Here is a 25,934-nt window from a genome sequence, read left to right as displayed (position 1 = left end):
CCGCCAGAGCACATGTGATATCTACTCCCGTAACCGTCGTTTCTCAGCAATTACCGAAAGCAAGACGAACAAGGACAGCAACGCGACCACGATTCCGAAGCCCGGTTGACCGTTACTCGAAGTCGCGGTCCCAGTCGTCCCGGTCGTTCGACCGCGGCTGGTCGTCGTCGCGACGCTCCCTGTCGACGTATTCGTCGCAGTCGTTCCGGCGCCTTCCGTTGTCGAAGATGTCGTCACAACAGTTCCCGTCGTCGCAGTAGTTTCGGTCGTCGTTGTGGTCGCCGTGGTAGTCGTCGTGGTTCCTGACCCGTTATCACCATCACGATTTCCACTGCCGTCCTGTCCGTTCCCGCCGTTTTCGTTTCCACTACTATCTCCGCCGTTTCCGTTTCCACCACTATCTCCGCCGTTTCCGCTTCCACCATTTCCACCGCTCGGCGGACGAGTCCGTACCCCGACACGCACTGTATCGCTGTCGACATTTCCATCTGCGTCCGTAACGGTCAACGTGACGGTGTACGTCCCGGATGTCGAAAAGGTGTGGACGACAGTTGCGCCGGTTGCGTTCGTCCCGTCGCTGAAATTCCACCGGTAGCGCACGACGTTACCGTTATCCGTCGAATTGCTCGCCGTGAAGCGAACACGGTTACCGCTGTACACGCTCCGATTCCCGCCAGCATCGGCGACTGGTGTGGTCGTGTCGTTGACCACCACGGAGAGAACATCGGTTCCACAGTTTCCATCGGAATCCGTGACGGTGAGAATCACGGTGTAATTCCCAGGGTCAATGAAGGCGTGTGAGACGTTCATCCCCGTCGCGTTCGTGCCGTCGCCGAACCGCCAATGATAGCCTTCGATGACGCCGTTGTCGGTTGAATCACTCGCATCGAATGCAACCCTGGCATCCTCGTTCACCGTTCGGTTCGAACCGGCCTCCGCGACAGGCTTTGTTACGTCCTTAACAGTCACCGTTACCGAGTCCGTGTCGGTGTTCCCCGTACCATCCATGACCGTCAGTATCACGCTGTACTTTCCGGGGTCCGCATAGACGTGTGAGACGTTCATCCCCGTCGCGTTCGTTCCATCGCCGAACCGCCAGTTGTAAGATGCAATCCCGGAATTGTCCGTCGAGAGCGACCCGTCGAACGTTACCGACGAATCCTCGTTCACGGGTTGGTTGGTACCTGCATCCGCATTCGGTGGCGTCACGTCCGACACGGTCACGGTCACCGCGTCCGTGCCTTCGTTCCCCGCAGCGTCGGAAGCGGTGAGTGTCACGGTGTACTTTCCGGGAGCAGCATAGACGTGCGTAACGTTCGCCCCCGTTGCGTTCGTCCCGTCGCCGAACGCCCACTTGACGGAGTTGATGCCCACGTTATCGACCGACCCCGAGGTGTTGAAGACGACCATCGAGTCTTCATCGACCGTCCGGTTGGTACCCACATCCGCGGTCGGCGGCGTTACGTCCGTCACCGTCACCCTCATCGAGTCGGTATCGAGGTTCCCAGCCTCGTCCGCGACAGTGAGGGTGACGGTGTACTTTCCGGGGTCCGGATAGACGTGCGAGACGTTCGTTCCCGTCGCAGTCGTGTCGTCGCCGAACGTCCACTCGTAGGAGACAATTCCGTCGTTATCCGTGGACCCCGATGCGTCGAACGACACCGGAGCATCCTGCTCGACTGTCCGGTTACTGCCCGCATCTGCGGTCGGCGGAGTCACGTCGTTCACCGTCACTACCAGCGTATCGGTGTCGGTGTTACCGGCCCCATCCCCGACCGTCAGCGTGATGGTGTAGTTCCCGGCGCTGACATACGCATGCGAGACGTTCGCGCCGGTTGCCGTCGAGCCGTCGCCAAAGTCCCACGCGTAGGACGTAACGCCGATGTTGTCCGTCGATGTCGAAGCATCGAACGTGACCGCCGTTCCCTCGTCCACCGTCCGGTCCGTTCCGGCCACCGCGACTGGTGGCTGGCCGTCGGTTACCGTCAGAACGGTAGTCGCGTGTCGCCCCGCGAAATCCGCGGCAATGGTCGCGGTACCGACACCGACCCCCGATACCACGCCGTCCGTCGAGACGGTGGCGACGCCCGTGTCGTTGCTGCCGTAGGTGGCGATAGATGTTCCCGTCTCGCCCGACCCGTGCACGAACTGAATGTTGACGCTCGCTCGCGTCGTCTTTCCCGTGGCGATGGGATGGTTGCGCGTCAAAAGCGACACCGACGACACCGACCACCGCAACCGCGGATAGCCATCGGTGAGCAACCACATCGTGCCGAAATCGAATCCACCGAGTTTCGTCCCCGCCGATTGGCCAGTCATCTCATTTGTCGTGAGGCCAGTTGAACCGGCGGAAGCGGACTGACCGCTCGTTCCCGTATTCCAGTACGTAGCCGACCCGGCAGTCCCCGTCCCGACGACACCACCGACTTTGTACTTCCCTGAGACGGATCCAGTCGCGTACGAGTTCGACAGGCCGGAGTCACTCGCGTGGTTGCCGACGAGACCGCCGATGAACATCTGACCGGAGACGTCTCCCGTCGCGTACGTGTTCGTTATCGTGCCGTTGAAATCCAAACCGACGAGTCCGCCGACGAATTGCCTACCGCTCACGTCCCCAGTCGCGTCCGATTCCGATACCGTCCCATCATCCAGTTCGCCGACCAATCCGCCAGTGTTGTCGATTCCGGTAACGGTACTCTGCGCGGACGACTTCACGACGCGTCCGCCCGCGCGAACCCTCCCGACGAGACCACCGGTGGTCCCGCCGCTGGTAACGCGCCCTCGCACGAACGCCTTCGCTACTTTCCCCTCGTTCGTCCCGACGAGTCCGCCGACGAAGGTGTCGCCGGTGATGTCCACACCCACCGAACTGACGTTCGTGACGATACCGCCCGAACCGATTTTCCCGAACAGACCGACTCGCTTTTCGCTCGACCGGTCGATGGTCAGACCCGAAATGGTGTGGCCGTCGCCGTCGAACGTGCCGGTGAACGGGTCCGAGTAGTTTCCGAGCGGGTCGAACCCATTTCCACGTTGCCACAGAAATGTCCCCGACGCGTCGATATCCGACCCGAGAACGTAGTGAGCATCGTGACTGTGACGAATCGCAACGAGGCCACGAACCGACGAAATCACGTACGGATGGCTCGCGGACCCGTCGCCCGGAAGGGTAGCGAGCGAGGGCACGAGCGAAACGTCCTTGACGGTGTTGCCGGCCATCGTCACCGTCACGTTCTTCGTCACCGTCGTCCCGCTGGGAGTGTTCCACGCGACGTGCACAGTCGCCGATTTGCGGTTGATGTTCGGGAGCGTGTACGAACCGTCCCAACTCGTCGTCGTTTGGGTGCCCGTGCCGACGAGCGAAACAATTGCACTTCCGACGTTACCGCTCGGGTCCGTGACCGTTCCCGAAAGCGTTGCGACGGTATCGACGTTTGTCGTCGTCGTATCCGCATTCGTCGTGATTCCGACGCGATGTGTTCCCACGTCGTTCGACGGGACGATGTACTGGAGTCCGACCCGCTTGGTTTCACCCTCGTCGAGCGAGAGTATCGTCTGGTTCACCGGGGTGCCGTCGATGGTGAGACGGACCGAACGGCCGTCGGTATCGTCCACGAGGTTCCGTACCGTCGTGGTCACTGTCAGCGTCTTGCCCGCCTTGACGTGGTTGGGTGCGGAGAAATCGTCGATGACGTGAACCGGAAGTCCGACGAGATCCGAACTGGAAAGCCGCGGGTAGCCATCGGTGAGCGTCCAGTTTCGCCCGAATCCGAACCCGTTCATGTTCAGATAGGCACGCGGTCCCTGCATCTCCGCCGTCGATAGTCCCGTACCACCATTGGATTTGCTTGTCTCGCTCGCATCCACATCCCAATACGAATCGATTACGTCGCCGTTGGAATTCCAACCGGTCAATCCCCCCGGAAAGGAGGAGGGAGCGGACGAACTGAGCGTGGCCGCCGAGTACGAGTTGCGGACGGTTCCGACTGTATCCGCCCAACCGTCGTTTCGATTGTCCGCGACGAGTCCCGCGACATCGTCCGTTCCCGAGACGAACCCCGTCACGGACGAATTTTCGACGATTCCGTGGCTCTTTGCAACGAGGCCCCCGACGACGCGGTCACCACGGATGCTCGCGTTCTTCAACTGAACGTTCTCGATAGTGCCGTCACGAACGTTCGAAAACAGACCGACGTATTTCTCGCCCGGCCGGTCGATGGTCAAGTTCGAAATCGCGTGCCCGCGGCCGTCGAACGTTCCGCTGAACGACCACGAGGAACGCAGCGGTTTGAATCCCTTCCCGCCGTTCCAGTTGGCCGTTTCCGAAGCGTCGATGTCCGCGCCGAGCGCGAAGTACGACCCCTCCTGGTCCACCGCCTGTAACTGCGTGATGTTCGTGATGATGTACGGCCTGCTCGGCCATCCACAACCGGTCCAACCATGTGGAGCATAGTCACAGGTCGTTGTCGACAACGTGGGACTATCTGCCGACGCGGTGGTGTCCGACCCTATCCGCAATGGATTTCGACGTATCGACCCTTCGAGTTCTCGAATGCCCGATTGAGATAGTTCTCCCGTGACGACCAAGTCACTTCCCGTTAGCTTCGATTGACTGGAACCGCCCGTAGAAAGTCCTCGAACGCCCGTAACCGCCGACGCCCCCGACCGACCCATACTCGGCCCACCCGTATCCGACCCACCCATGGCCGTTCCAGAAACCGGCGTCACGCCTACAACGACCGAACAGAGGAGTATCGCCGATAGCACTAATGCGTGCAATCGGCTCTCCATCGCCTCGTTCACGTCACCACCCGGCGACAAACCGTCCGTTCATCGTATCGGTATCCGATTCTCCCCCGTCGGAGAGTGACCCAAACACGGGCATCATCGATCCGGTTTCCTCCAGCGTTCATTGTCGACCGAACGAACAAATTCGGGTTATAGGCATCGGTGAAACGATGTTTCAGCGGTGAGATGGAACACGTTTGTGAAGTGTTATGTCGATCGCCTTTGTATTATCGCGCACATGAAGAGATCGGATATCAACGAGATGATTTCCCTTCTGCAACGCGCCACCATTTTGGATGCCTGTCGAGATGGGCCAGCGGACCGAACAACGATCACCGAACGGGCGGAATGTTCACGGGCGACGGCCTATCGAGCGACAACCGAGCTCGAAGAGCAAGGACTAGTGGAGAAATCGAGTGACGGATACCGTCTCACGAGAAGTGGAACGGCGATACTCGAGCAGATCCAGCAGTTTCAAACGAGACTCGACGGGAGCAGACACCTCGAACCGTTGTTAGAACACGTAACTGCGCCCGAACTCGTCGAGAACGTCCACCTGTTTACGGACGCGACCGTTATCGAAGCCGACCCATCAGCACCCTACGCTATCGAACAGCATTTGGAATCGATCATCAGAGATACCAACCGCGAACTCGTCGGCGCGACGAGCAGTTTCGGCTCACCGACGGTGATGGAGAGCACCTACGAAATAATCCGCGGGGGCATCGATGTCGAGTGGATCATCACGCCATCGGCGTTCGACGGCGTTCGCGCCCAGCATCGCGACGGCCACGACACCCTCGGGGAACTCGACACGACAGCGACCTACTTCGTCGATGACCTTCCGCTCGATTTCGCCATCTACGACGATACCCTCGTCGTTGCGGGGTTCGACGACAGGACGGGGGTCATCGCCGCGATCGTGACGACCGAGAACGAGACGGCCGTCGAATGGGGGCGACGCCTCGTCGACGAGTATCGAGCACGAGGTGAACGCATCGTTTGAGGGTATCCGGTCATCTCCGCCGTCTCTATCCGACTGCCGAATATAACGATGGGCAACAAATCCGGTGGTCGTTACGGCATCGGCCGGAACGGCGTTTGTGGATTCTCCGCGAACAGCTTACTCCTCCGATCCGACCATTTCATCCGCTGAGCGTTCGCGAACCATCATCAGAACGTCCTCCTTCGGTCGTGACGTAACCGTTGGAATTACCTCCAAGTTCCGGTCCGAGGCGGGTTCGAGGTGATAGCTCTGATAGAGCGTCGCAAGGATGAGTCGTGCTTCGAGCATCGCAAAGCGGTCACCGATGCAGCGCCGCGGCCCCGCCGCGAACGGGAAGTACGCGAGCGGGTCGTCGTACCACCGCGAGTCGCGGTGAACGACCCATTGGCTCAGGAACACTCTTGCGACTACCGGATTCCGGCAGGCGCCGATTTCGTCGGCAGCCTTCGCTTCGCGAGTGATAAACGGTACCGGCGGGAGGAGTCGCATCGATTCCGTGACTACCTGCTCGGTGTACGTGAGTTTGGAGGGGTCGGCCATCGTCGGCCGTTCGCCGTCGAGCACCTCGTCGAGTTCCGCAACGAGTTTCGCTTCGACTTTCGGGTGCTGTGCGAGGGGATACGTCGTGTACGTCAACGAGACTGCCGTCGTTTCGTGGCCTGCGAAGAGGAGCGTAATCGCCTCGTCGCGAATCTGTTTCTTCGAGATGACCGAATACGCGCGGAACACCGATACCTGAGGCGTTACTTCAGCGACCGGTCGTGTCCGTCCCCAACCAATTCTGTATCGTGGTATCCAGTTTATTTCTCGCGAGCGTGCCGGATACCCAGCCACGGTTTGATACCACCTCGCGTCGAACGGCTATCATGACCCGCGCCCAGGAGTTAGTCGAGTATCTCGCGGGGGTCGACTCGCTCGCGATCGTCTGCCACGACAACCCCGACCCGGACTGCATCGCCAGTGCGCTCGCACTCTCGGTCATCGCCGAGTCGAGCGGTGTCGACACCGTAGAACTCTTCTACGGCGGTGCGATTTCCCACCAACAAAACCGGGCGTTCGTCAACCTGCTTCACGTCGAGTTGGACCACCTCGATACGTTCGACCCCGAGGAATTCGAGCGCGTTGCGTTCGTCGACCACTCGACACCGGCGGGGCACACGGAACTCGACTCGGTGAAACCGGATATCGTCATCGACCATCACTCCACGGAGAACCCGACCGCGGATTTCGTCGACGTGCGCAAGGATTACGGCGCGACCGCGACCATCCTCATCGAGTATTTGCGCGATCTCGACATCGGAGTCAATGTTCAACTCGGGTCGGCGCTGTTGTTCGCCCTCCATCGAGAGCGGATCGACTTCATTCGCAACCCGACGCCCCACGAGTACGAGGCCGCACTCTACGTTTGTCGGGATGCGGACCTCGACCTGCTCGAAGAGCTGTACGGTGCGGCGTTTTCCCCGGCGACGGTCGACGCAATCGGAGAGGCGATTCGTAACCGCGTCCAACGGGGGGCGACACTCGCCACTTCGGCCGGGCGAACGAGCGAGCGCGACGCGCTCGCTCAAGCCGCGGACTACCTCCTCAACGTCGAAGGAGTGGATACGGTGCTCGTGTTCGGCGTCGTCAACGGGTCCGTGGAGATGAGTGCGCGGTCCATCGACCCCCGGGTTCACGCGGGCAACGTCCTCCGGCAGGCGTTCGGCGACGTCGGAAGCGCGGGTGGCCACGCCGACATGGCCGGGGCACAGATTCCGCTCGGCCTGTTCGCCGATTCGGATGCCGACGACGAGGAACTCGTCCAGTTCGCGTCCCGGCGGGTGTTACACCGGTTTTTCGACGCCCTGCATCTCGAACGCGGGGAGGACTAGCCGGGTGAAACCAGTATCTTCAACTTCGTCAGTCACGGAGAGGCACGTATGAGCCTCGAAATGCAGCACGACTGCCCGGAGTGCGGAAGCGAACAGACGTTCTGGCGGAGCGCGAGCACGAACCTCCACCTCGGCGAGAAGACGAAGTGGCGCTGCTCGGAATGTGATTTCGGACTCGTCCGCATCGACGGCGACATCGACTCCGCGTCGGCATAATTCGGCCCGAATCTCGATTTTCGCGGCGATTGCACCCCGTTCAGCGGCGGCTCTCCTCATCGGTCGAAGCGGAAGGTCGAAGGGAATTTCCTCTCGGTGGAAGGGAAATCCGATTTTCACACGCGGCGGTGGCTCACGCTGATGACCAACCGCTCCACTTTGCGATGGCGTCCATCCCAGCGAGCCCCCGATTTCCCGCTCAACGACAGCTCACCGCCGAACGACGGTGTTTCACGTCGCTCGGCTCGCAACCGATAAACCGAATTCAGATATACGAAATTGGCGTTTCACGCCAACACCGCCGATACGATTCGCGTCAGTGGGAGCTACGATACGCGACGAACACGGTCGGGTCGTCCATGGCCGTCGGCGTTCCGTACCAGTCGGCCGTCTCGACGGTGAACCCGCGGGCGCGGAACGCCTCGGCTATCGACTCGTCGGGAACGTCGAGCAGGGTGTGCCGGTCGAAGAACCACTCGTCGTCGAGGAAGACCAGCGCGTCCATTCGAACGTGGTCGGCATCGACCCGATGATACTGGAACAGTCGTGCGCACGACCCCTCGTCGCACGAAAGGAGTTGAAAGCCGGGCGCACCGAGTTCGTGGAAATCACCGGTGTCGACCACGAGGAGACCGTCGGCGGCGACGAGTTCGGTCAACGTCGCCAGCGCGGACGGGAGGGTATCGAGTTCAAGATAGTCGACGACAGTGTACGGAACCCACACCAAATCGAACGTCCGGTTGAGTTCGATGTCGGGGAGCGCACCCGCGCGAAAGGTCGCCGACGATTTCTCGCGTGCACGGTCGAGCATCGCCGCGTTCGGGTCGATACCAAGCACGTCGAAGCCGGACCGCTGGAGCAGTCGGCTGTGATTGCCGGTGCCACAGCCGACGACGAGTGCCGAACCGCCGTCGTTTCCGTGCTCCCGGAAGCGGTCGAGGACGAACTCGACTTCCCCCTCGTAGTCCTTGTGTTGGTAGAGAATATCGTAAGCGCGCGGGTTTCGGTAGAGTGCTTGGTTCATCCGTCGCGTTTGGAATTCTCTCCTCGGCGGGTACAGTTTTCCATCTGACAGATTCGACTGCACGAGAAACGATTTGCTACCGTTCGCAGACCATGGACGCGTTGTACTGTCCAATCCGCCTTCCGTGGTCGTAGAGTTCGACCTGCAATTGTCCGGCAAGCGGTGCGGTTCCCACGGGTCGCCCGAAGCCACTCACATTCTCTCCGTCCAATACCGACGACCGGGCTTCGAACAGTCGGCTACTGTCCAGCGTCACGTCGAGTTTCGAGACGTTCGCGGTCGCATTCCACTGCGTCATGACGATGACCTCCCTGTCCCGGTGCATCGTCGGTCGAACGGCGACGATGCTACCGTCCTTCGTTTCGTTCGCGACGGTACAGGTTTTCGTCGGGAGTGTCGTCGTGGAAGTAGTACGGTTCGAAACCACGGTGTCGACCGTCGTTCGACTGGTCGGAGCGTGAGTCGTCGAAGACGGGCCGGTGGTCGTGCCGTTACAGCCAGCGAGAAGCAAGAGGAGGACGAGACAAAGCGGTTTCAGGATTTCGTTCACCTCTCAACAGAGGTGGAAACGAACGATACGCGTTGTGATACGAAACGACGCCGGAACGACTCGTGATACGAAGCGAGTCGAGGCGATCAGTCGTCCAGCGAGTGCCAGGAGAGGCGGAGGTTCCGTGCGGCGCTCGCTTGGTCGATGCGCTTCGCGGTCGTCTTTTGCGGTGCGGCTTCGAGCGTCTCGTCGTCCTCCGCGATGACGGCGTTGAACGCGTCCGCGAGTTCGTCCAGCGTCTCGCGGTTTTCTATCTCCGTCGGTTCGGTCATCAGAGCCTCGGGGACGATTTCGGGCCACTTCGTCGTCGGCGGGTGGACGCCGTAGTCGAGCATCCGTTTCGCCACGTCGGCCGCGTCTTGGTCGCCCGCGCTGGCGACGAATTCGTGGTGGAACGGCGAGAACGGCACGTCGTACTCGATTTGGGACGCGAGGTAGTTCGCGTTGAGGACCGCCTTCGCGCTGGCGTCCGAGAGACCTTCGTCGCCGAGGCGGGCGATGTAGGCGTAGGTCTTGATCAACACGAGCCAATTGCCCGTGAAGCCGTGGACCTTCCCGATGGTTCGCTCGGGGTCGAACCGCTCGTACGTTCCGTTCATCTTCTTGACCCGCGGCGCGGGCAGGAACTCGGCCAGTTTCTCGCGGACGCCGATGGGTCCGGCACCGGGACCGCCGCCGCCGTGCGGCGTGGCGAACGTCTTGTGGACGTTGTAGTGCATGATGTCGAAGCCCATGTCGCCGGGGCGGGCGCGTCCGAGCAGGGCGTTGAGGTTCGCCCCGTCGTAGTAGAGCAGGCCACCCGCCTCGTGGACGATTTCGGCGATTCGTTCGATATCACGCTCGAACAACCCGAGCGTGTTCGGGTTCGTCAGCATGAACAGCGCGGTGCTGTCACCGACCGCGGCTTCCAAGGCTTCGATATCGACGCGGCCGTCGTCCCCGCTCGGCAGTTCGACCACGTCGTACCCGCCGAGTGCCGCGCTCGCGGGATTGGTTCCGTGGGCGCTGTCCGGGACGATGATTTCCGTCCGCTGGTCGCCCTCGCCGTTCGCCTCGTGGAAGGCTTTCGCCACGAGGATGCCGGTGAACTCGCCCGCCGCGCCCGCCGGGGGTTGGAGGCTGACCGCATCCATCCCGCCGATTCGGGCGAGGTAGTCCTGCAATCCGTAGAGGAGTTCGAGGGTGCCCTGCACGCTCCCCTCGGAGCGGTCGGGGTGGACGCTCGCGCCGGGGAGCGCCGCCACGTCCTCGGTGAACTTCGGGTTGTACTTCATCGTGCAGGAACCAAGCGGGTACGGTCCGCTGTCGATGCCGTAGTTCATCTGGCTCAACCGGGTGTAGTGGCGCGCCAGTTCGGGTTCGGACAGTTCGGGCAGGTCAAGATTGTCGCGGGTCAACTCGTCGGGGAGCGAGGACTCGATTTCGACCTCACCGCCGTCCTTTTCGGACAGGAGGGGTTCGTACAGGTCGTCCTCGTCGTGTTCCCACTTCGCCTGGGTGTATCTCATCAGATGGCCACCTCCGCAAACAGCGTGACGAACTCATCGACGGCGTGTTCGTTCACGTCGGTCACGCAGACCTGTACCTCGTGTTCGCCGACTTCGTGCACCGCGAAGCCGCGTTCCTCCAGATCCGCGACGATGGGCGGTGCGGGCTGGTCGGTGTGGGCGACGAACTCGCGGAAGTGGTGTCTGTCGTTGACCGGTGCCTGCACGCCGCTGATGTCGTCCAGTCGCTGGGCGAGGTCGTCGGCCATCGTGACGCACTTTTCGGCCAGTTCGACCAACCCGGACGCGCCGAGATACGCGATGTGGATGGCGGTTCGGAGGGCGACCCACGCCTGATTCGTACAGATGTTCGAGGTCGCGCGCTCCCGGCGGATGTGCTGTTCACGCGTCTGGAGCGTGAGCGTGAAAGCCCGGTTGCCGCGCGCTTCGGCGGCGTCGCCGCCTTCGTCCCGTTGCGCCGTCGGCGCAACGCTCTCTTCACTGACGCCGACGAGTCGGCCCGGCACCTGTCGGACGAACTTCTCGCGCGTGGCGAACAGTCCGAGGCCCATTCCGTAACTCGTCGGGAGGCCGAGCGCGGCCGCGTCGCCGACGACGATATCGGCGCCCACCGCGGCGGGTTCCTGCAGCAGCGCCAGCGCCACGGGGTCGGTGCCGAGGCAGAACAGCGCGTCGTTGTCGTGTGCGAGGTCGCCGATTTCGGCGAGGTTCTCCTCGATGGTCCCCCGCGTCGTCGGATTTTCGGCGTAGACGAGGACGGTCTCCTCGTCGATGGTTTCGGCGAGGGAGTCGATATCGGCGTTCGCGTCGTCCGTCGCGTACTCGTCCACGACGAGGCCCGGCCCGTCGATGTAGTTTTCGAGGACGCTCCGGCGTTCGGGGAGGATAGAATCGGGGACGAGGACGCGGTTACCGCTGGTCTGCCGGACGCGCGCGGCGAGGAGCGCCGACTCGGCCAGCGCGGTCGCGTGGTCGTACATCGAAGCGTTGGCGATTTCGAGGCCGGTCAACTCGACCAGCATCGACTGATACTCGAACAGCGCCTGCAGGAATCCCTGCGTGACTTCGGGTTGATACTGCGTGTACGAGGTCAGAAACTCCGAGCGGTCCGCCAGGTGGTCCACCAGCGAGGGGACGTAGTGGCTGTAATGGCCGCGGCCCAGGAACTCCGTCAGGGCTCGGTTCTCGCCGAGCGTTCGCTGTAACTCGCGGCGGGTCGCCTGTTCGGTGCGCTTTTCGATGCCGAACTCGCCGTCGAAGCGAACCGGTTCGGGGATGTCGAATAAGTCCTCGACGCTCTCGACGCCGACCGCATCGAGCATCGCCGCCGTCTCCTCGGCTTTGTGCGGTGCGTACGGGCTTCCCGTACTCGCTTTGCCTCCGGTCATTGCCTTCGGCTAGGGAGCGCACCCTTTTAATATGGGAGGAAAGCGTTCGCGCGAGTTGCACATTCGTGTACATATCTGTGGTGTCGCCGCGACGAGAGGCGGAAAAGTATGCACGGGAACGCAAACTACTTGGTATCTTTCCCGGTTAGTCATTCGGGTTCTGCCGTCGGCGGCCGTCCTGATTCACCGTTGGCGGTCGCTCGAAGTACCGTCGGCGGTCGCTCCGCTCTCGTCGTGAGGTAGTGCAGAAGAAAAACATCGAAACGGATGCCGCCGAAGCGCTACTCTATCTGCTCGCGGTACTCGTCCGCGGAGAGCAGGTCATCCAGTTCGCTCTCGTCGTCGAGTTCGACTTCGAGCATCCATCCGTCGCCGAACGGGTCCTCGTTGACGAGTTCCGGCGTGTTCTCCAACTCGTCGTTGACGGCCGTGACGGTGCCCGAGACGGGCGAGTAGAGGTCGGAAACCGCTTTGATGCTTTCGACGACGCCGAGGTCGCCTTCCTGTTCGAGTTCGTCGCCCTCCGACGGGAGTTCGACGAACACCACGTCGCCCAGTTCGTCCTGTGCGAAGTCGGTAATGCCGATTTTTCCGGTTCCGTCGTTCACTGCCACCCATTCGTGCGATTCAAGATAGTTCCGGTCGTCTGGTACTTCGAAGCTCATTGTTTGTCTTTCAGAAACGGTGTGCTCTCAATCTTTGCCTTTTTCGACTGTCCGCGCACCATCACGCGGATGACGGTGCCGGGGTCAGCGTAGTCCGTCGGAACGTACCCCAGTCCGATGGGTTCGCCGAGCGTCGGACTCATGGTCCCGCTCGTGACCGTCCCGATGATGGTGTCTTCGGTGCTCGTGATGTCGTAGCCGTGTCGGGGGACGCCCCTGTCCACGAGTCGGAAACCGACGAACGTCTCCTCGACGCCCTCCTCTTTCGCCTGTTCGAGCGCATCACGGCCCACGAATTCGGTATCGAGTTTCACCGTGAAACCAACTTTGGCCTCGTAGGGGTTCCGCGGGTCGTCCTCGTGGTCGAAATCCTGTCCCGACAGGAGATAGCCCATCTCGGTTCGAAGGGTGTCGCGCGCGCCGAGTCCACAGGGTTGGCAGTCGAACGCGTTCCAAACGGTTTCCGCCTCGTCCGAGGGCAGGATGAGTTCGAATCCGTCTTCGCCCGTGTAACCGGTGCGGGCGACCCAGCACCGAACACCCGCGACGCTCGCGTACATCGCTTCGAACTTCGAGAGGTCGGCGACGGACTCGTCCGCGGCCTCGTTCACGGCGTCGGCGGCGTCGGGGCCTTGGACCGCGTACATCGCGTAGTCGTCCGTCGCGTTGCGGATTTCCGCGTCCATATCCCATTCGCTACGGAAGCGTTTCCAGCGGTCGTGCATCATCTCGTCGTGACCCGCGTTCGGGATGAACAGGAACTCCGCGTCGTCGTCCTCCGGGAGTCGGTAGACAACGGTGTCGTCGATGATGATGCCGTCCTCGTCGGTGATCATCGCGTACTGGGAGTCGCCGGGAGACAATCGGGTCACGTCGTTCGTCGTCAGTCGTTGCATGAGGCGCTCGGCATCGGGTCCGCTGACCTCTATTTCCCCCATGTGGGAGACGTCGAAGATGCCGACGGAGTGCCGGACGCTCTCGTGTTCTTGCTTTATCGAATCGAACTCGACGGGCATGTCCCAGCCGCCGAACTCGGTGAACGTCGCGCCCCGCTCGTCGTGTCGGTCGCGCAACGGCGGTTTCCGAAGGGGCATACCAGAACCCTCGAAGCGTAGTAAGTAATGCTTTGTTTTCTCCCCCGCGCCTGCCGGGGGTGATTCAGGACCGCACTCGGTGACGTTCTCACGCCGGTTCGACGACGATTTGGCCGTCCCGCTTCTTGAAGACGAGTCGGTCGCCCTCCTTTACTTCATCGCCCGCTTCCTCGAACTCCTCTCGAACGGCCTTGATGAGGCTGATTCGCCAACGTTGCGTCACGGTCGTCGTCCCGAGTATCTGTTCGGACGTCATCTACTCCCCCCAAAGCAATCGGTACCGTTATGGATTCTTAGCTATTTCGACTATATAGTCACATATGACGATAATGACACAAGATCGAGTCCGCGAGATACACGAGCGAGACGCGAGGAGTATCCTCGTCCGGGGGTGGGAATCACCGCTCGAACCGCCCGATACCGTCGTGACGTTCGATGCCGGATTCGTCGCAACGTACCGCGGCGACTGTCCGTATCTCCCGCTGTACGTCACAACGCCCGCCCCGGACGGCCGAACGAGACAGCGGTTCGACACGCGAACCCTACCGGACGCCATCGACCACGTAGCGGAGGTGCTCCGTGACGACGGGTTCGTCGGCCTCTGGCTTCGACAGCATCCGCATCTCGTGGATTGTTTGCACGCGGTTCGTGTCAACGCACTCGAAAGACGACTGGCCGACATCGCCGCGGATACGGGGACGACACTGGTGACGTGGACGGACGCGACGACGACCGCCAACGATGCGGTCTACGACGACACCGTTGAGTCCTGAAGTCGGTCGAACAGTTGCGACGGGTCGCCATCGATATCGGTACTCTCACACACCGGACACTGGAGACAAAACGACCAGTCGAGCGGCGTCGTCTCCACGTCCGAGACGCGGATGGCGAGGTCGAGAAGCAACACGAACGAATCGGAGTGACCACAGTTCTGGCAATTCATGGGTAGCGAGCCGACTGGTGGATTCACGTTGTCGGCCGTCCCGGAGTGGTCCCGCTTCGCTACTTGAACGTTCGGGTCGTCTGGGAAAGAGGAAAAGCAAGAGAGAAAGATATTCGATATTCAACAACTGGGAATCGGATACCGGTATTTTTTGCCACGGACGTGTAGGTAACCCTGTACTTTCGCATGACCCAAAATCACAATAGACGGACGGTGCTGAAAACGACCGGCGCGTTGGCCCTCGGGACGTCCTTCGGCGGCTGTCTGGCGCTCGGTCAACCCGATTCGAACGACGACGCCGAGGCGGATGTCACCGTGACCGTCGGCAGGAACGGCAACCTCCGGTTCGAACCCCGAGACGTTACGGTCCTTCCCGGAACGACTGTGGAGTGGGTGTGGGACTCGGACACCCACAACATCTACGTGGACGACCAACCCGAGGGCGCGAACTGGCAGGGGACGCCCGGAAAAGTATCGAAGCTGTACGACGACGGGTATCGCTACGCCCACACCTTCGACGTACTCGGCAGGTACGAGTACTACTGCGCCCCGCACAAGGCGGCGGGGGCGACCGGGACGGTCACGGTCGCCGAATCGAAGGACGACGACGCGAAACCGCCGGAAAACCGCGCGACGAAAGCCGACCTTCCGGTCGAAGTCGGTCCCGACGGGAACCTCGAATTCGCGCCCGGCACGGACCGTCCGCTCGCCGTCCCCGTCGGAACGGAAGTCACCTTCGTCTGGAAGTCGGACGGCAACAATCTCGTCGTCGACGAGCAACCCGACGGCGCGAACTGGCGGGGAACGCCCGGTGGGCCGAGCAGTCTCTACGACGAGGGGTACGAGTACAGCCACACCTTCGACGTACCCGGAATTTACGAGTTCCACAGCGCGCCGCACGAGAGCGCGGGGATGGTCGGTAAAATATACGTCACGGAGTAGTCCCCCGACGATTTCCGTCGTTTTCCCGTGGCATCAGTCGTTGCTGGGGGAAGAGTCCAACCCGTATTCGGAGGCACGAGCGCGCCAGAACTCCTCGTAGGCCTCGTTCTCGGGGTCGTCGCGGACGGTGCTCCGGCCGGTGTCAACGCGGTCGAGTTTGAGGTCCACCTCTTCGAGGAGTCGTTCGCCGATGTCGTCGCTGATGACGCCCGAGTGGGTGGCGTCCATGATGGCGCTCTTCTCCTGTTTGAGCACCCGACGTTCGCCGACGAGGAGTTCCTCGCGCCGGAGTTCGGGATTTTCCCGAAGCAGGCGAGAGATGGCCGTGTTCAGGTCGTCCTTCTCGTGTTCGTACTCGCCGCGGAAGTCCTCGTACACGTCCGTGGGGAGGTCGCCGCGGTCGTGGAGGCGTTCGGCGGCGTCGAGCGCGGAATCGACGGCGCGCGCGCGCCCGAGGAGGAGTTCGTACAGTTCCTCGGTTTCGGTTCGCGTGACGATATCGAGGTTGTCGAGGAGGTTGCTCATCGTCAGCCCTTGGACGACGAGGCTGAACGCCGCGACGCCGAACACCATTGACCGGAGTTCCGAGATGTTCGGGAAGTCGCCCGGAAGTCCGAGCACCAGCGCGATGGGAATGGAGGCGTGCAGACCGCCCCAGACCATCACGTGCTGATAGGAGAACGGGATGTCGCGCCGACTGAACCGGTTGACGGCGGCGGTGAACGGATAGACTGTGAGCGCGCGGACGAAGATGGCGAGGACGATGGCGATGGCGATGAGTTGCCAGTTGTCCACCATCTGGTGGATAGGCGTCTTCGCACCGATGAGCACGAAGATGAGCGTGTTGACGAGGAACGCGGCGGTGTCCCACGTGTTGAAGACGGAGATTTTCGTCTGTGGGCTCATGGCGTACTCCGCGCCGCGGTTGCCGATGAGCAGTCCCGCGGTGACGGTTGCGATGACGCCGCTGACGTGGAAGTAGTGCTCCGCGAGGAGGAAACTGCCGTAGGCGAGGATGAGCGTGAGGACGATTTCGGTCATGTGTTCGTCCAGATTGACCATGACGCGGTAGATGAGGTACCCCGCGGCGAGGCCGACGAGTAGCCCACCGAGACTGGCGACGATAATTTCCAGCCCCGTCTCGGCGATGACCTCCGTCGAGATGAGTTCCGAGAGGTCCGTGTTCGGGGGCGTCTGGCTGATCAACGCGAACAGCGCGGAGAAGACGACGACGCCCACGCCGTCGTTGAGGAGGCTCTCACCTTCGACCAACACCGACAGCCGTTCGGGCGCGCCGAGTTCTTCGAAGAGCGCGAGCACCGATACGGGGTCGGTCGGGAGTATCATCGCGGCGAACAGCGTGGCGAGCAGGAGCGGATAGCCGAACGCGTAGTGGCCCAGCACGCCGAGGACCAGAATCGAGACGATGAGTCCGGGGACGGCGAGAACGAGCACCGGGACGAGATTTTCACGAAAGCTGTCGAGGTCGGTCGTCGCCGCGCCTTCGAACAGGAGCGGCGGCAGGAGTACGAGGAGGATGAGGTCGTGCGTCAGCGTGATGTCGATGTTGATACCGAGTATCGAAACGGCGAGTCCGGCGAGAAGGAGGGCGATGGTGTACGGAAACCGTCCGACCTTGGCGACGAAGATACCCACGCTCGCTGCGATGATGAAGACTTCGAGGAGGTTGATGAGTCCGGCGGTGATTCCAGTCGGCGCGACCATGGCAGGGATTTGTCGTAGCGAGGGATAAACCGCGTGGTGTAATCGCGGGGAGAAGTTACATAGGGCGTCGTCTTCACACTCGGCGAGCGTCGTCACTCACTGTTCGAGGTGCACACGAGAGGAGGGGACCAATTGAAAGTGGGAATTACTGGTATTCCGTGATGGTCACGGTGTAGCTACCCGACCCGCTGTAGGAGTCGACGTCGATTTGGAGATCCGTCGACGTGTCGGGGCTGTCGATGGTGACCGTTTCCTGACTGTCGGTGGTGGTGGACGAGTAGTCGTAGTTGCTCGGGCTCGCGGCGCTCGTCGTCCCCGTGTTGAGGTAGAGGTCGAAGTCGGCGCTGCTCGGGCCGTCGAGTTCCACGACGATTTGGCTCGGGCTGCTGTACTCCCACGACCACGTGTAGTCGTCGTAGTCGGAGTAATCCGAGAGCGACCCGCTGACCGAATCGGTCGTGGAGTCGCTGCCGCCGCCACCACCGCCACCGCCGCTACCGGGTTGGGTAGTGACGGCGTTGTAGGCATCGACGCGGCCGCTGCCCTGTTCGTCCGAGGACAGGCCCATATCGACGGCCGTGTTCTTGAGGTGGCTTCGGAGTTCCGAGTTGGTGAGGTCCCACTGCGAGAGCGTCAGTCCGGCGACACCGGAGACGACGGGCGTCGCCATCGAGGTACCGGAGAGCTTCTCGTAGGAACCGCGCGTCTCGGTGGTCGTCGAGAGGATGTCCACACCGGGCGCGCAGAGTTCGACCTTGCTGCCGTACTGCGAGAAGGAGGCGAGGTTGCCGTTCGAGTCGATGGCCGAGACGGCGAGACATTCGCTGTACCCCGCCGGGTACGAGACGCTGCCGGAGCCGTCGTTACCCGCGGCACAGGCGATGAAGACGCCGTTGTTGGACGCGTAGGTGACCGCGTTCTTCATGGTGCTCGTGTAGCCACCGCCACCGAGGGACATGTTGATGACGTCGGCACCCTGATCCGCGGCCCAGCGGATGGCGTCCGCGATGTCGGACGTGGAACCGCTGCCGCCCTCGTCGAGGGCGCGGCCGTTGATGAGCGAGGAGTTACCCTGTCCGGCGACGCCGGTACCGTTGTCGATGACACCGGCCGCGATGCCGGAAACGTGGGTCGCGTGGTACTCGTCCTGCGGCACGTCCGGGTACGGGTCGCTGTCGCTATCGGCGAAGTCCTTGCCGGGGTTGGATTTGTAGTTCGCCGCCAGGTCGGGGTGGTCGTACTGTGCGCCGGTGTCGATGACGGCGATGGTGACGTTCGAACTGCCGAGCGTCGTGTCCCACGCGGAGTCGGAGTTGACCATCTGCGGCGCGTACTGCTGGCCGAACTTGGGGTCGTTCGGCGTGAGAAGCGCTTCGTGCGTCGCGTTCTCCTCCGCGTATTTGATTCCTTCGCGCTGCTCGATAGCGTCGATGAAACTCTGTCGCGCGGAGTCGGGCATCGCGCTCGGGAGCTCGACCGCAACGTAGCGAAGGTGTTCGTTCTTGTGGACGACGTTGACGTCCATCGGTGCGTTCTGCATGACGGCCTGCTCGATGTCGCCGTGACCAGCCGAAACACCGACCAGGATCTCGTCTTCTTTCGGTCCGGGATTGCGACCCGGCGTCGCCGCCGTAACGCCACTCAGGGCCGCTGCGGCACCGACCGCACCAGTTGCTTTGAGGAATGTTCGTCTGTCAAACCGCGATGTGTTGTCGTCTGCCATACGGCAGGTTAACGAAGTTCGCACACGTATTTAAATTTTATTCATTTAGAATGCTGAAATCTTCTCTCCCGAATCAATAAATGAATATAAAATTCATAAGAACCAATAAATAATAACGATTCATACAACATAGGAATACAGACAAAACGCCGGAAGCGGCGAGGACGACGAACGAATCGCCACCGCTATGTCCCGCTATCGTTTATCTCGGAGCATGAGCGGCGGCTTGCGGTCTCTCCACGAGGAAGACGACGAACACGACCGAACGGTGGCGCTTTTCGTCGACGGTCCGAACGTCCTTCGGGACGACTTCGACGTCGATTTGGACGACGTTCGAACCGCCGGGCGGCAGCTTGGTCAACTCGCGACGACTCGTCTCTATCTAGACGAGCACGCGACACCGGGGCTGATTCAGGCGGCGGAAGCGCGCGGGTTCGAAGTCGTCATCACGAGCGGCGACGTCGACGTGAAACTCGCCATCGACGCGACCGAACTCGCGCTCGACGAGCGCGTGGACGTCCTCGCCATCGCGTCCAGAGACACGGATTTCAAACCCGTTCTCGAGAAGGCGGCGCGAAACGGCGTGCGCACGGTCGCCATCGCGCCCGGCGAGTACGGACGGTCCGACGCCCTCCAGAACGCGGCCCACGAGGCGTTCGTCATCGAAGACGAGGAAGCGAACGCGGGCGAATGACGAACCGAGCGCGGCGGCGAACCACGGGCGTTTTTTCCGTGGAACCCGAGGACGACGTATGAACGACCTCGGGACGCCGGTACTCGACGACCACCTCCATCTGGACCCCGACCACGGACGCGGCATCGAAGCGGTCACGGACTTCGCGCGGAGCGGCGGCACGCATCTGCTCGTCGTCAACAAACCGTCGTGGCTGCTCGGCGTCGAAGCCGAATCGGGCGACGATTTCCGAACCGTCTTCGACACGACGGTCGACGTCGTGGAGCGCGCGAACGACATCCTCCGCGGGCGGGCGTGGCCCGTCCTCGGCGTTCATCCGGGATTGGTCTCGAAGCTCGTGGACGACCGTGGTTTCTCGCCCGCGGGTGCGCGCGACCTGATGCAGGCCGGACTCGAAGTCGCGGCCGAATACGTCGCCGACGGGGGGGCAGTCGCCCTGAAATCGGGACGGCCGCACTACGACGTGACCGACGAGGTGTGGTCGGCCTCGAACGCCGTCCTCCGGCGCGCGCTGGAACTCGGTGCCGAGACGGAGTGTGCCGTCCAACTGCACACCGAGGCGACGGACGACCTGACGGAGGTGGGGGAGTGGGCGGAATCGGTCGGATTGCCGTCGGAACGCGTCGTCAAACACTACGCGGGCGGCGAACTGGCGGGCGTGACGCCGAGCGTGATGAGCGACAAGGACCGCCTCGAACGCGCCGTCGAGCGCGGCGAGCCGTTCTTGATGGAGACGGACTTCATCGACGACCCCGACCGCCCCGGCGCGGTGATGGGACCCAAGACGGTGCCGCGTCGCGTCTCGTGGATGCAGGAACAGGGGTACGACGAGGCGATTCGAACCGCGCACGTCTCGACGCCGGAACTCGTGTACGGGCTGGACACCGAAGCGACGCTCTCGGACTGAGGTTCCCCCCGAATGTCTCTTTCGCCGATATTTGTGTCGAACGAATAGAAATCGGCGCTTCGTCCCGTTCCGGCCGAGCGATGGCGTATGAAGGCTACTACCGGCCGCACCGACACGCTCATATCAGCTTTTCGGCCGTCTCAAACCCCCACACCCACCTCAGGCCGCCTCGGAGGATTTATGAATCGTGCTACGCACGGAAGAGGTATGAGCGCTCCTCCAGAGGAGTTCTACTCCGAAGAACGCTGGCAGAACTGGCTGGACAGAATCAGGGACGAGGACATCGACCCCGAGAACGAGGATTCCGCGCGCCTCCTGCTCAACCTGCAGGACGACGTGGCAATCGCCGTCGCCAAAATCGTCACCGCGTACGACGACGAGGACATCGACGAGGAGACGGCCCTCTCGGAACTCACGGAGATCCGCGAGACCGTCCTCGGCGAGGTCGATTTCGAGGACGAGGAGAAAGCGATGCTCATCGACGGCGTCCAAACGAGTCTCCTCTGCGTGTTTTACGCCGCGGAGGAGTACGTCGCGCACGGCCCCGCCGAGGAGGCACCTGTGGAGGAGTACATCCGCGAAGCCGAAAAGGCCGAGTCGGCCGAGGACTTGGACTCGGCGCTCGGTCTCGTCGCGGCGGGCGGAACGCGCATTTTCGCCGGTGACGAACTCGACATATCGGTGATGGAAGAGATGGAGTACGGACTCGTTACGGAGTGGGCAAACGGCCTGGACAGCCTTCAGAGTGCGATGAGCGACCCGGAACTCGTCGAGGAAGACGACGAGTAATCGAGTAACAGGCTTTTTATCCTTTTCCCGTATCTGTCCCATCCATGACGTTCCGGTCTGACGACCGTGGCGTGACGGTACAGGTGGGAACGATTCTCCTGTTCGCCACGCTCGTCGTCGCCATGTCGCTGTATCAGGCGACTGCCATCCCGAGCCAAAATCAGACGGTCGAGTTCCGACATAACGAGCGGGTACAGGGTCAGATGCAGGACGTGCGCAACGCCATCGTCCGAACGGGTGCGACCGGAACGGGACAGCCGACGTCGGTAACGCTCGGAACGCAGTACCCCGGACACGTTCTCTTCGTCAATCCGCCACCGGCGTCGGGGTCGCTTCGAACCCCGAAACTGGGGACCACCACCGTCGAACACCTCAGCGCCACCGATTCGGAGACGCGCGATTACTTCGACGGCGGCGGGCGCTCGTTTTCGACGCGAGCGCTCGTCTACGCGCCGAACTACAACCGGTACGCCAACGCGCCCGACACGGTGTACGAGAACACCGTCGTCTACAACCGGGGTCGGGACGGAAACGCGACGCTGACCGACCAGCAACTCGTCCACGGCACGCGGATAACGCTCGTCACGGTCAACGGAAGCCTCTCTCGCTCCCAGTCCGGTACGGTGAGCCTCGACCCGCACGCGCTCAGTCCATCGACCACGGCGACGCGGACGATTTCGGTGCAGTCGGACGGAAACGACCCGGTAATTCGAATTCCGACGACGCTCGGCGTGGAGAAGTGGACGCGGTTGCTCGCGGACCAGCGATACGTACAGAGCGTCGGGTCGGGGGCGGACGGGACGGTCGCGGTGACGCTCAAGGGTCGAGAGAACGGCGCGAACGTCACCTACGACCTTCGGATGGCCGCGGTCGGCATCGGGTCGAACACGACGGAAACGAACGCGACCTACATCACCAACGTCAGTCCGAAAACGGAGACGGTCAACGGAACGACGACGCTCGTCGCGGAGGTGCGCGACCGGTACAACAACCCCGTGAGCGGGGTCACGGTGACGTCGAGCGACGGGGGGCGAACCGAGACGACGGACGAACAGGGTCGGGTGCGCTTCGAGTACGAGGCGACCGAACCCGGGACGGAGACGGTGACGCTCTCCATCGACGACAACGGCGCGGAGCGCGAACGAGTTTCGTTCCGCATCGAGACGGCGAGCGGCGGCAACGGAATCGGTGGCGGCGGTACCTACGACGTGGAGTGGGTCGATGCAGGCGGATTGGACTGCACGCACGACGCGAACGGCTATCCGACGGTGTGTACGCTGGACCGAAGCGCGACTTCGACGCACACCCTGACGGCGAACGTCACCTACGGCGGCGACCCCGTGACGGATACGACCGTGGATTTCGGCCTGAACCGAACGGGCGTCGTCAGCACGTCCGCGAAGGAAGCGACGACGGGCGGCGACGGGCGGGTCCAGACGATTATCGACGACAGTTCCACGGGGGACGTGAAACTCCTCGCCGCGAGCGGCGGGGACGCGGATTCGGTCGTCGTTCACGTCGTCCAGTCCGGAGCGATGCCGAAAATCGTCTACAACGGGGACGCGACGGCGACGAGGGGCTACCGGAACGGCGGGCCGAAATCGGGCGTCGTCTTCAGCGTCACGAACGAACGTCCGGAGGACGCGACGCTCACGGACGTTCACGTCGAACCGCACGACGCCACCATCGACGCGCTGAGCGACCCGTCGTACGGGACGGGAATCTACGAGAGCGAACTGTACGTCAGCGCACGGCGGGACGGCGCGACCGACATCGGAAACGGCGTGTCGCTCCCGACGACCATCGACATCGACGGCGACGGGCAGAATTTGAGCCCGCCGTTCGGACAGAACCCGATAATCGGCGGGAGCAACGGAACCGCGACGTTCCATCTCTACCAGTTCGAGCGCAACGGCACCCCGGTGGAGATGACGAACGAACCGGTGGACGTCACGCTGACGTTCGAGAACCACGACCCCGTATCGTTCACGCTGGATGCGAACGACGGCGGAAACGGCGGTGGTGGCGGAGGGCAAACGACGGCGTATCCGGGTGCATTCAACGACGGTGACGGAGCGCTGGAATACGGAGAGGACCCCTCGATACCGCCATCGAATCCCGAGGGTGGTCTCGAAGGGTTTGGCAACCTGGATGTCGATTCGAACGATAACCAAGTCGCCGCGCTCCGCGAATACTACCGACATCCGAACGGGTTCGAGATGAGCATCGGCGTTTCGGTCTCGGGTATCGAATCGCGGAATCACCACACGCTCGTTCTCGGCGATTACCGGACGAGTGGAGGTGGGAGCCACGAGGTTTCCGTGACACCCGTGGACGAGAACGGTGACCCCCTCGGCGGAAGCTATACGCTGTCCGAGTCGAGCACGACGACACGGAGAATCGACCTCCCGCAAGCGGTCGTCGAGTACGTAAACGACAACGGGACGCTCCATCTGGTCTTCGAGGACCGCAACAGCAATCAGGACGAGCGACTCCGAATCGACTACCTCTCGGTCGAATCTTCCAACGACTGACTCGGTTTCGACGCCTGTCGATAGTTCTATCGACAAACCCTTATACCATGTTATGCAAGAATGATGCAAGAATGACAGCCGTCGGTATCGACGCCATCGAAATTTGGACGGGCAAGCTGAAACTCGACCTCCCCGAGACGTTCGCACCGGTCAAGGACGAAGACCCGAAGAAGTACACGAAAGGGCTCGGACTGTACGCCAGTTCGTTCCCCGACTCCTACGAGGACATCGTGACGATGGGCGCGAACGCGGCCCATCGACTGATGGAACGCAAGGGGTTGACGCCGGACGACATCGGCCGCATCGACGTGGCGACCGAGAGCGCGTTCGACAACTCCAAGCCCGTCTCGACGTACATCGCGGGCTGCCTCGAACAGGTCTACGACGGTGACTTCCACCACGCGAACAAGGGCGAGCGCAAGTTTGCCTGCATCGCCGGAACCCAGAGTCTGGACGACGCCTACAACTGGATCAAGGCGGGTCGCAACCGCGGGCGCTCGGCGCTCGTCATCGCGACCGACACCGCGCTGTACGCCCGCGGCGACCCCGGCGAGGCGACGCAGGGTGCGGGTGCCGTGGCGATGCTCATCAGCGAGGACCCGTCCATCGTCGAACTCTCGACCGAACAGGGATACGGGTCGGCCGACGAGACCGACTTCCTCAAGCCCAACCAGCAGTTCCCCAGCGTGGACGGCAAGCGCTCCATGCAGGTCTACCTCGCTCGCATGCGCGAGGCGCTGGAGGACTTCGAGCGCGCCGGTGGGGAGACCCACCCCGGCGATTACGTCTTCGGCCCGTACCACACGCCGTTCCCCGGAATGGTCCGCAAGGCGGGGCTGTTCGCCTTCCGTCACACCATCCGTGACACGGACATCGAGGAGGAACTCGCCGCCGAAATCGGCCGCCAGCCCCGCGAGGACGACTACGACGACCGCGAGGCGTTCGAGGAGGCCATCCGCGGGTACATGGACGACCTCAAGGCGACCGACCAGTATCAGGAGTGGTACGCGAACACCATCGACCCGACGCTCCGCATCTCGCGCGAGGTCGGCAACTGGTACACCGGCTCGGTCCACATCGCCCGAGCCTCGGCGCTCCAGTACGCCGCCGAAAACGACATGGAGATGACGGGCAAGAAGCTCCTCGTCGGGTCCTACGGCAGCGGCGCACAGGCCGAAATCCACGCCGAAACAGTCCAAGAGGGCTGGGAGGAGGAACTCGCCCAACTCTCCATCGACGAGCAGATTCGAAACCGTCACGACCTCACCTACGAGGAGTACGAGCAGGTCCACGACCGTCACAACCACGACAAGCGCGTCGAACTCGAAGACTTCACGGAACCCGAAAACGAGTTCGTCTTCGTCGGCCGCGGCGACATGGACGAGCGAACGTACGAGTACGTCGAATAAGACGACGACACGCCGGTACGTCGAGTAAGCCGACGACGCGCTGTTTTGTCCCGCTTTATTTTTTCGGAACTCTCCGCCAGCAAACGGCTTATCCGAGTGGCACTCGTCCGTGCGACTACGAACAACACGCCCGACGGCGAACCACAGGCCGACGCTCC

The 25,934-nt window shown here is 62.3% G+C and carries 21 protein-coding genes and 1 pseudogene; 10 read left to right on the top strand and 12 right to left on the bottom strand.

Annotation, left to right across the window (positions count from 1 at the left end; genetic code table 11):
* Window positions 1-21: 21 nt before the first annotated feature.
* Window positions 22-4,473 (bottom strand): PKD domain-containing protein, encoded by a 4,452-nt coding sequence (locus tag V5735_RS15695; protein WP_423744364.1) that lies wholly within the window; start codon window positions 4,471-4,473, stop codon window positions 22-24.
* 553 nt (window positions 4,474-5,026) lie between these two features.
* Between V5735_RS15695 and V5735_RS15690 the strand changes: the two genes are divergently transcribed.
* Window positions 5,027-5,794 carry a helix-turn-helix transcriptional regulator gene (locus tag V5735_RS15690; RefSeq protein WP_423744363.1) on the top strand — a complete coding sequence of 256 codons (768 nt, stop codon included), beginning with the start codon at window positions 5,027-5,029 and terminating at the stop codon, window positions 5,792-5,794.
* Window positions 5,795-5,911: 117 nt separating this feature from the next.
* On the opposite strand, the pseudogene V5735_RS15685 reads toward V5735_RS15690, so the two are convergent.
* Window positions 5,912-6,502: pseudogene (locus V5735_RS15685) on the bottom strand (cytochrome P450); the annotation flags it as partial.
* A gap of 158 nt (window positions 6,503-6,660) precedes the next feature.
* Here V5735_RS15685 and V5735_RS15680 point away from each other — a divergent pair.
* Both V5735_RS15680 and V5735_RS15675 read left to right on the top strand, forming a co-directional pair.
* Entirely contained in the window at window positions 6,661-7,665 is a 1,005-nt protein-coding gene (locus V5735_RS15680) for a DHH family phosphoesterase (RefSeq protein ID WP_423744362.1), read from the top strand.
* A 48-nt stretch (window positions 7,666-7,713) separates the two neighbouring features.
* A complete protein-coding gene (locus V5735_RS15675; protein ID WP_007977818.1) occupies window positions 7,714-7,881 on the top strand; it encodes a hypothetical protein in 168 nt (55 codons plus the stop codon).
* Window positions 7,882-8,197: 316 nt separating this feature from the next.
* On the opposite strand, the gene V5735_RS15670 is transcribed toward V5735_RS15675, so the two are convergent.
* The 7 genes from V5735_RS15670 to V5735_RS15640 all read right to left on the bottom strand — a co-directional run bounded on the left by V5735_RS15670 (window position 8,198) and on the right by V5735_RS15640 (window position 14,366).
* Window positions 8,198-8,905 carry a class I SAM-dependent methyltransferase gene (locus tag V5735_RS15670; protein WP_423744361.1) on the bottom strand — a complete coding sequence of 236 codons (708 nt, stop codon included), beginning with the start codon at window positions 8,903-8,905 and terminating at the stop codon, window positions 8,198-8,200.
* A 76-nt stretch (window positions 8,906-8,981) separates the two neighbouring features.
* Window positions 8,982-9,455, bottom strand: coding sequence for a hypothetical protein (locus V5735_RS15665; protein WP_423744360.1), 474 nt, complete (start codon window positions 9,453-9,455; stop codon window positions 8,982-8,984).
* A gap of 86 nt (window positions 9,456-9,541) precedes the next feature.
* Window positions 9,542-10,963, bottom strand: coding sequence for an aminomethyl-transferring glycine dehydrogenase subunit GcvPB (gcvPB, locus tag V5735_RS15660; protein ID WP_423744359.1), 1,422 nt, complete (start codon window positions 10,961-10,963; stop codon window positions 9,542-9,544).
* Window positions 10,963-12,351 carry an aminomethyl-transferring glycine dehydrogenase subunit GcvPA gene (gcvPA, locus tag V5735_RS15655; protein ID WP_423744358.1) on the bottom strand — a complete coding sequence of 463 codons (1,389 nt, stop codon included), beginning with the start codon at window positions 12,349-12,351 and terminating at the stop codon, window positions 10,963-10,965. Before gcvPA ends, gcvPB begins: the two co-directional genes overlap by 1 nt.
* Window positions 12,352-12,632: 281 nt before the next feature.
* On the bottom strand, window positions 12,633-13,016 hold the full coding sequence (gene gcvH / locus V5735_RS15650; RefSeq protein ID WP_423744357.1) for a glycine cleavage system protein GcvH: 384 nt from the start codon (window positions 13,014-13,016) through the stop codon (window positions 12,633-12,635).
* Complete coding sequence (gene gcvT, locus V5735_RS15645; protein WP_423744356.1) at window positions 13,013-14,110, bottom strand: glycine cleavage system aminomethyltransferase GcvT; 1,098 nt, start codon at window positions 14,108-14,110, stop codon at window positions 13,013-13,015. The genes gcvH and gcvT overlap by 4 nt, the downstream gene beginning before the upstream one ends.
* Before the next feature lie 88 nt (window positions 14,111-14,198).
* A complete protein-coding gene (locus V5735_RS15640) occupies window positions 14,199-14,366 on the bottom strand; it encodes a hypothetical protein (protein WP_423744355.1) in 168 nt (55 codons plus the stop codon).
* Window positions 14,367-14,439: 73 nt separating this feature from the next.
* On the opposite strand from V5735_RS15640, the gene V5735_RS15635 reads away from it, so the two are divergent.
* Window positions 14,440-14,883 (top strand): hypothetical protein, encoded by a 444-nt coding sequence (locus V5735_RS15635; RefSeq protein ID WP_423744354.1) that lies wholly within the window; start codon window positions 14,440-14,442, stop codon window positions 14,881-14,883.
* On the opposite strand, the gene V5735_RS15630 is transcribed toward V5735_RS15635, so the two are convergent.
* Window positions 14,859-15,053, bottom strand: coding sequence for a hypothetical protein (locus tag V5735_RS15630; RefSeq protein ID WP_423744353.1), 195 nt, complete (start codon window positions 15,051-15,053; stop codon window positions 14,859-14,861). The two genes, V5735_RS15635 and V5735_RS15630, sit on opposite strands and share 25 nt — an antisense overlap.
* 186 nt (window positions 15,054-15,239) lie before the next feature.
* Between V5735_RS15630 and V5735_RS15625 the strand changes: the two genes are divergently transcribed.
* Window positions 15,240-15,995, top strand: coding sequence for a plastocyanin/azurin family copper-binding protein (locus V5735_RS15625; protein ID WP_423744352.1), 756 nt, complete (start codon window positions 15,240-15,242; stop codon window positions 15,993-15,995).
* A 33-nt stretch (window positions 15,996-16,028) separates the two neighbouring features.
* Here the strand turns inward: V5735_RS15625 and V5735_RS15620 are convergent, their stop codons facing one another.
* Both V5735_RS15620 and V5735_RS15615 read right to left on the bottom strand, forming a co-directional pair.
* Window positions 16,029-17,720 carry a Na+/H+ antiporter gene (locus V5735_RS15620; protein ID WP_423744351.1) on the bottom strand — a complete coding sequence of 564 codons (1,692 nt, stop codon included), beginning with the start codon at window positions 17,718-17,720 and terminating at the stop codon, window positions 16,029-16,031.
* 145 nt (window positions 17,721-17,865) lie between these two features.
* On the bottom strand, window positions 17,866-19,443 hold the full coding sequence (locus V5735_RS15615) for a S8 family peptidase (RefSeq protein WP_423744350.1): 1,578 nt from the start codon (window positions 19,441-19,443) through the stop codon (window positions 17,866-17,868).
* A 214-nt stretch (window positions 19,444-19,657) separates the two neighbouring features.
* On the opposite strand from V5735_RS15615, the gene V5735_RS15610 reads away from it, so the two are divergent.
* From V5735_RS15610 to hmgB, 5 genes are all read left to right on the top strand, one after another.
* Window positions 19,658-20,137, top strand: coding sequence for an NYN domain-containing protein (locus tag V5735_RS15610; protein WP_423744349.1), 480 nt, complete (start codon window positions 19,658-19,660; stop codon window positions 20,135-20,137).
* 58 nt (window positions 20,138-20,195) lie between these two features.
* A complete protein-coding gene (locus V5735_RS15605) occupies window positions 20,196-21,044 on the top strand; it encodes a TatD family hydrolase (RefSeq protein WP_423744348.1) in 849 nt (282 codons plus the stop codon).
* A gap of 207 nt (window positions 21,045-21,251) precedes the next feature.
* Complete coding sequence (locus V5735_RS15600; RefSeq protein WP_423744347.1) at window positions 21,252-21,833, top strand: DUF2150 family protein; 582 nt, start codon at window positions 21,252-21,254, stop codon at window positions 21,831-21,833.
* Window positions 21,834-21,877: 44 nt separating this feature from the next.
* The gene (locus V5735_RS15595; protein WP_423744346.1) at window positions 21,878-24,367 is read left to right on the top strand and encodes a hypothetical protein; all 2,490 of its coding nucleotides are present in this window, start codon (window positions 21,878-21,880) and stop codon (window positions 24,365-24,367) included.
* Window positions 24,368-24,438: 71 nt separating this feature from the next.
* Entirely contained in the window at window positions 24,439-25,776 is a 1,338-nt protein-coding gene (hmgB, locus tag V5735_RS15590; RefSeq protein ID WP_423744345.1) for a hydroxymethylglutaryl-CoA synthase, read from the top strand.
* Window positions 25,777-25,934 lie beyond the last annotated feature (158 nt).

The sequence above is a fragment of the Haladaptatus sp. SPP-AMP-3 genome, assembly GCF_049568665.1.
GTDB lineage: Archaea > Halobacteriota > Halobacteria > Halobacteriales > Haladaptataceae > Haladaptatus > Haladaptatus paucihalophilus.
This window is presented reverse-complemented; position numbering and strand designations above follow the sequence as displayed.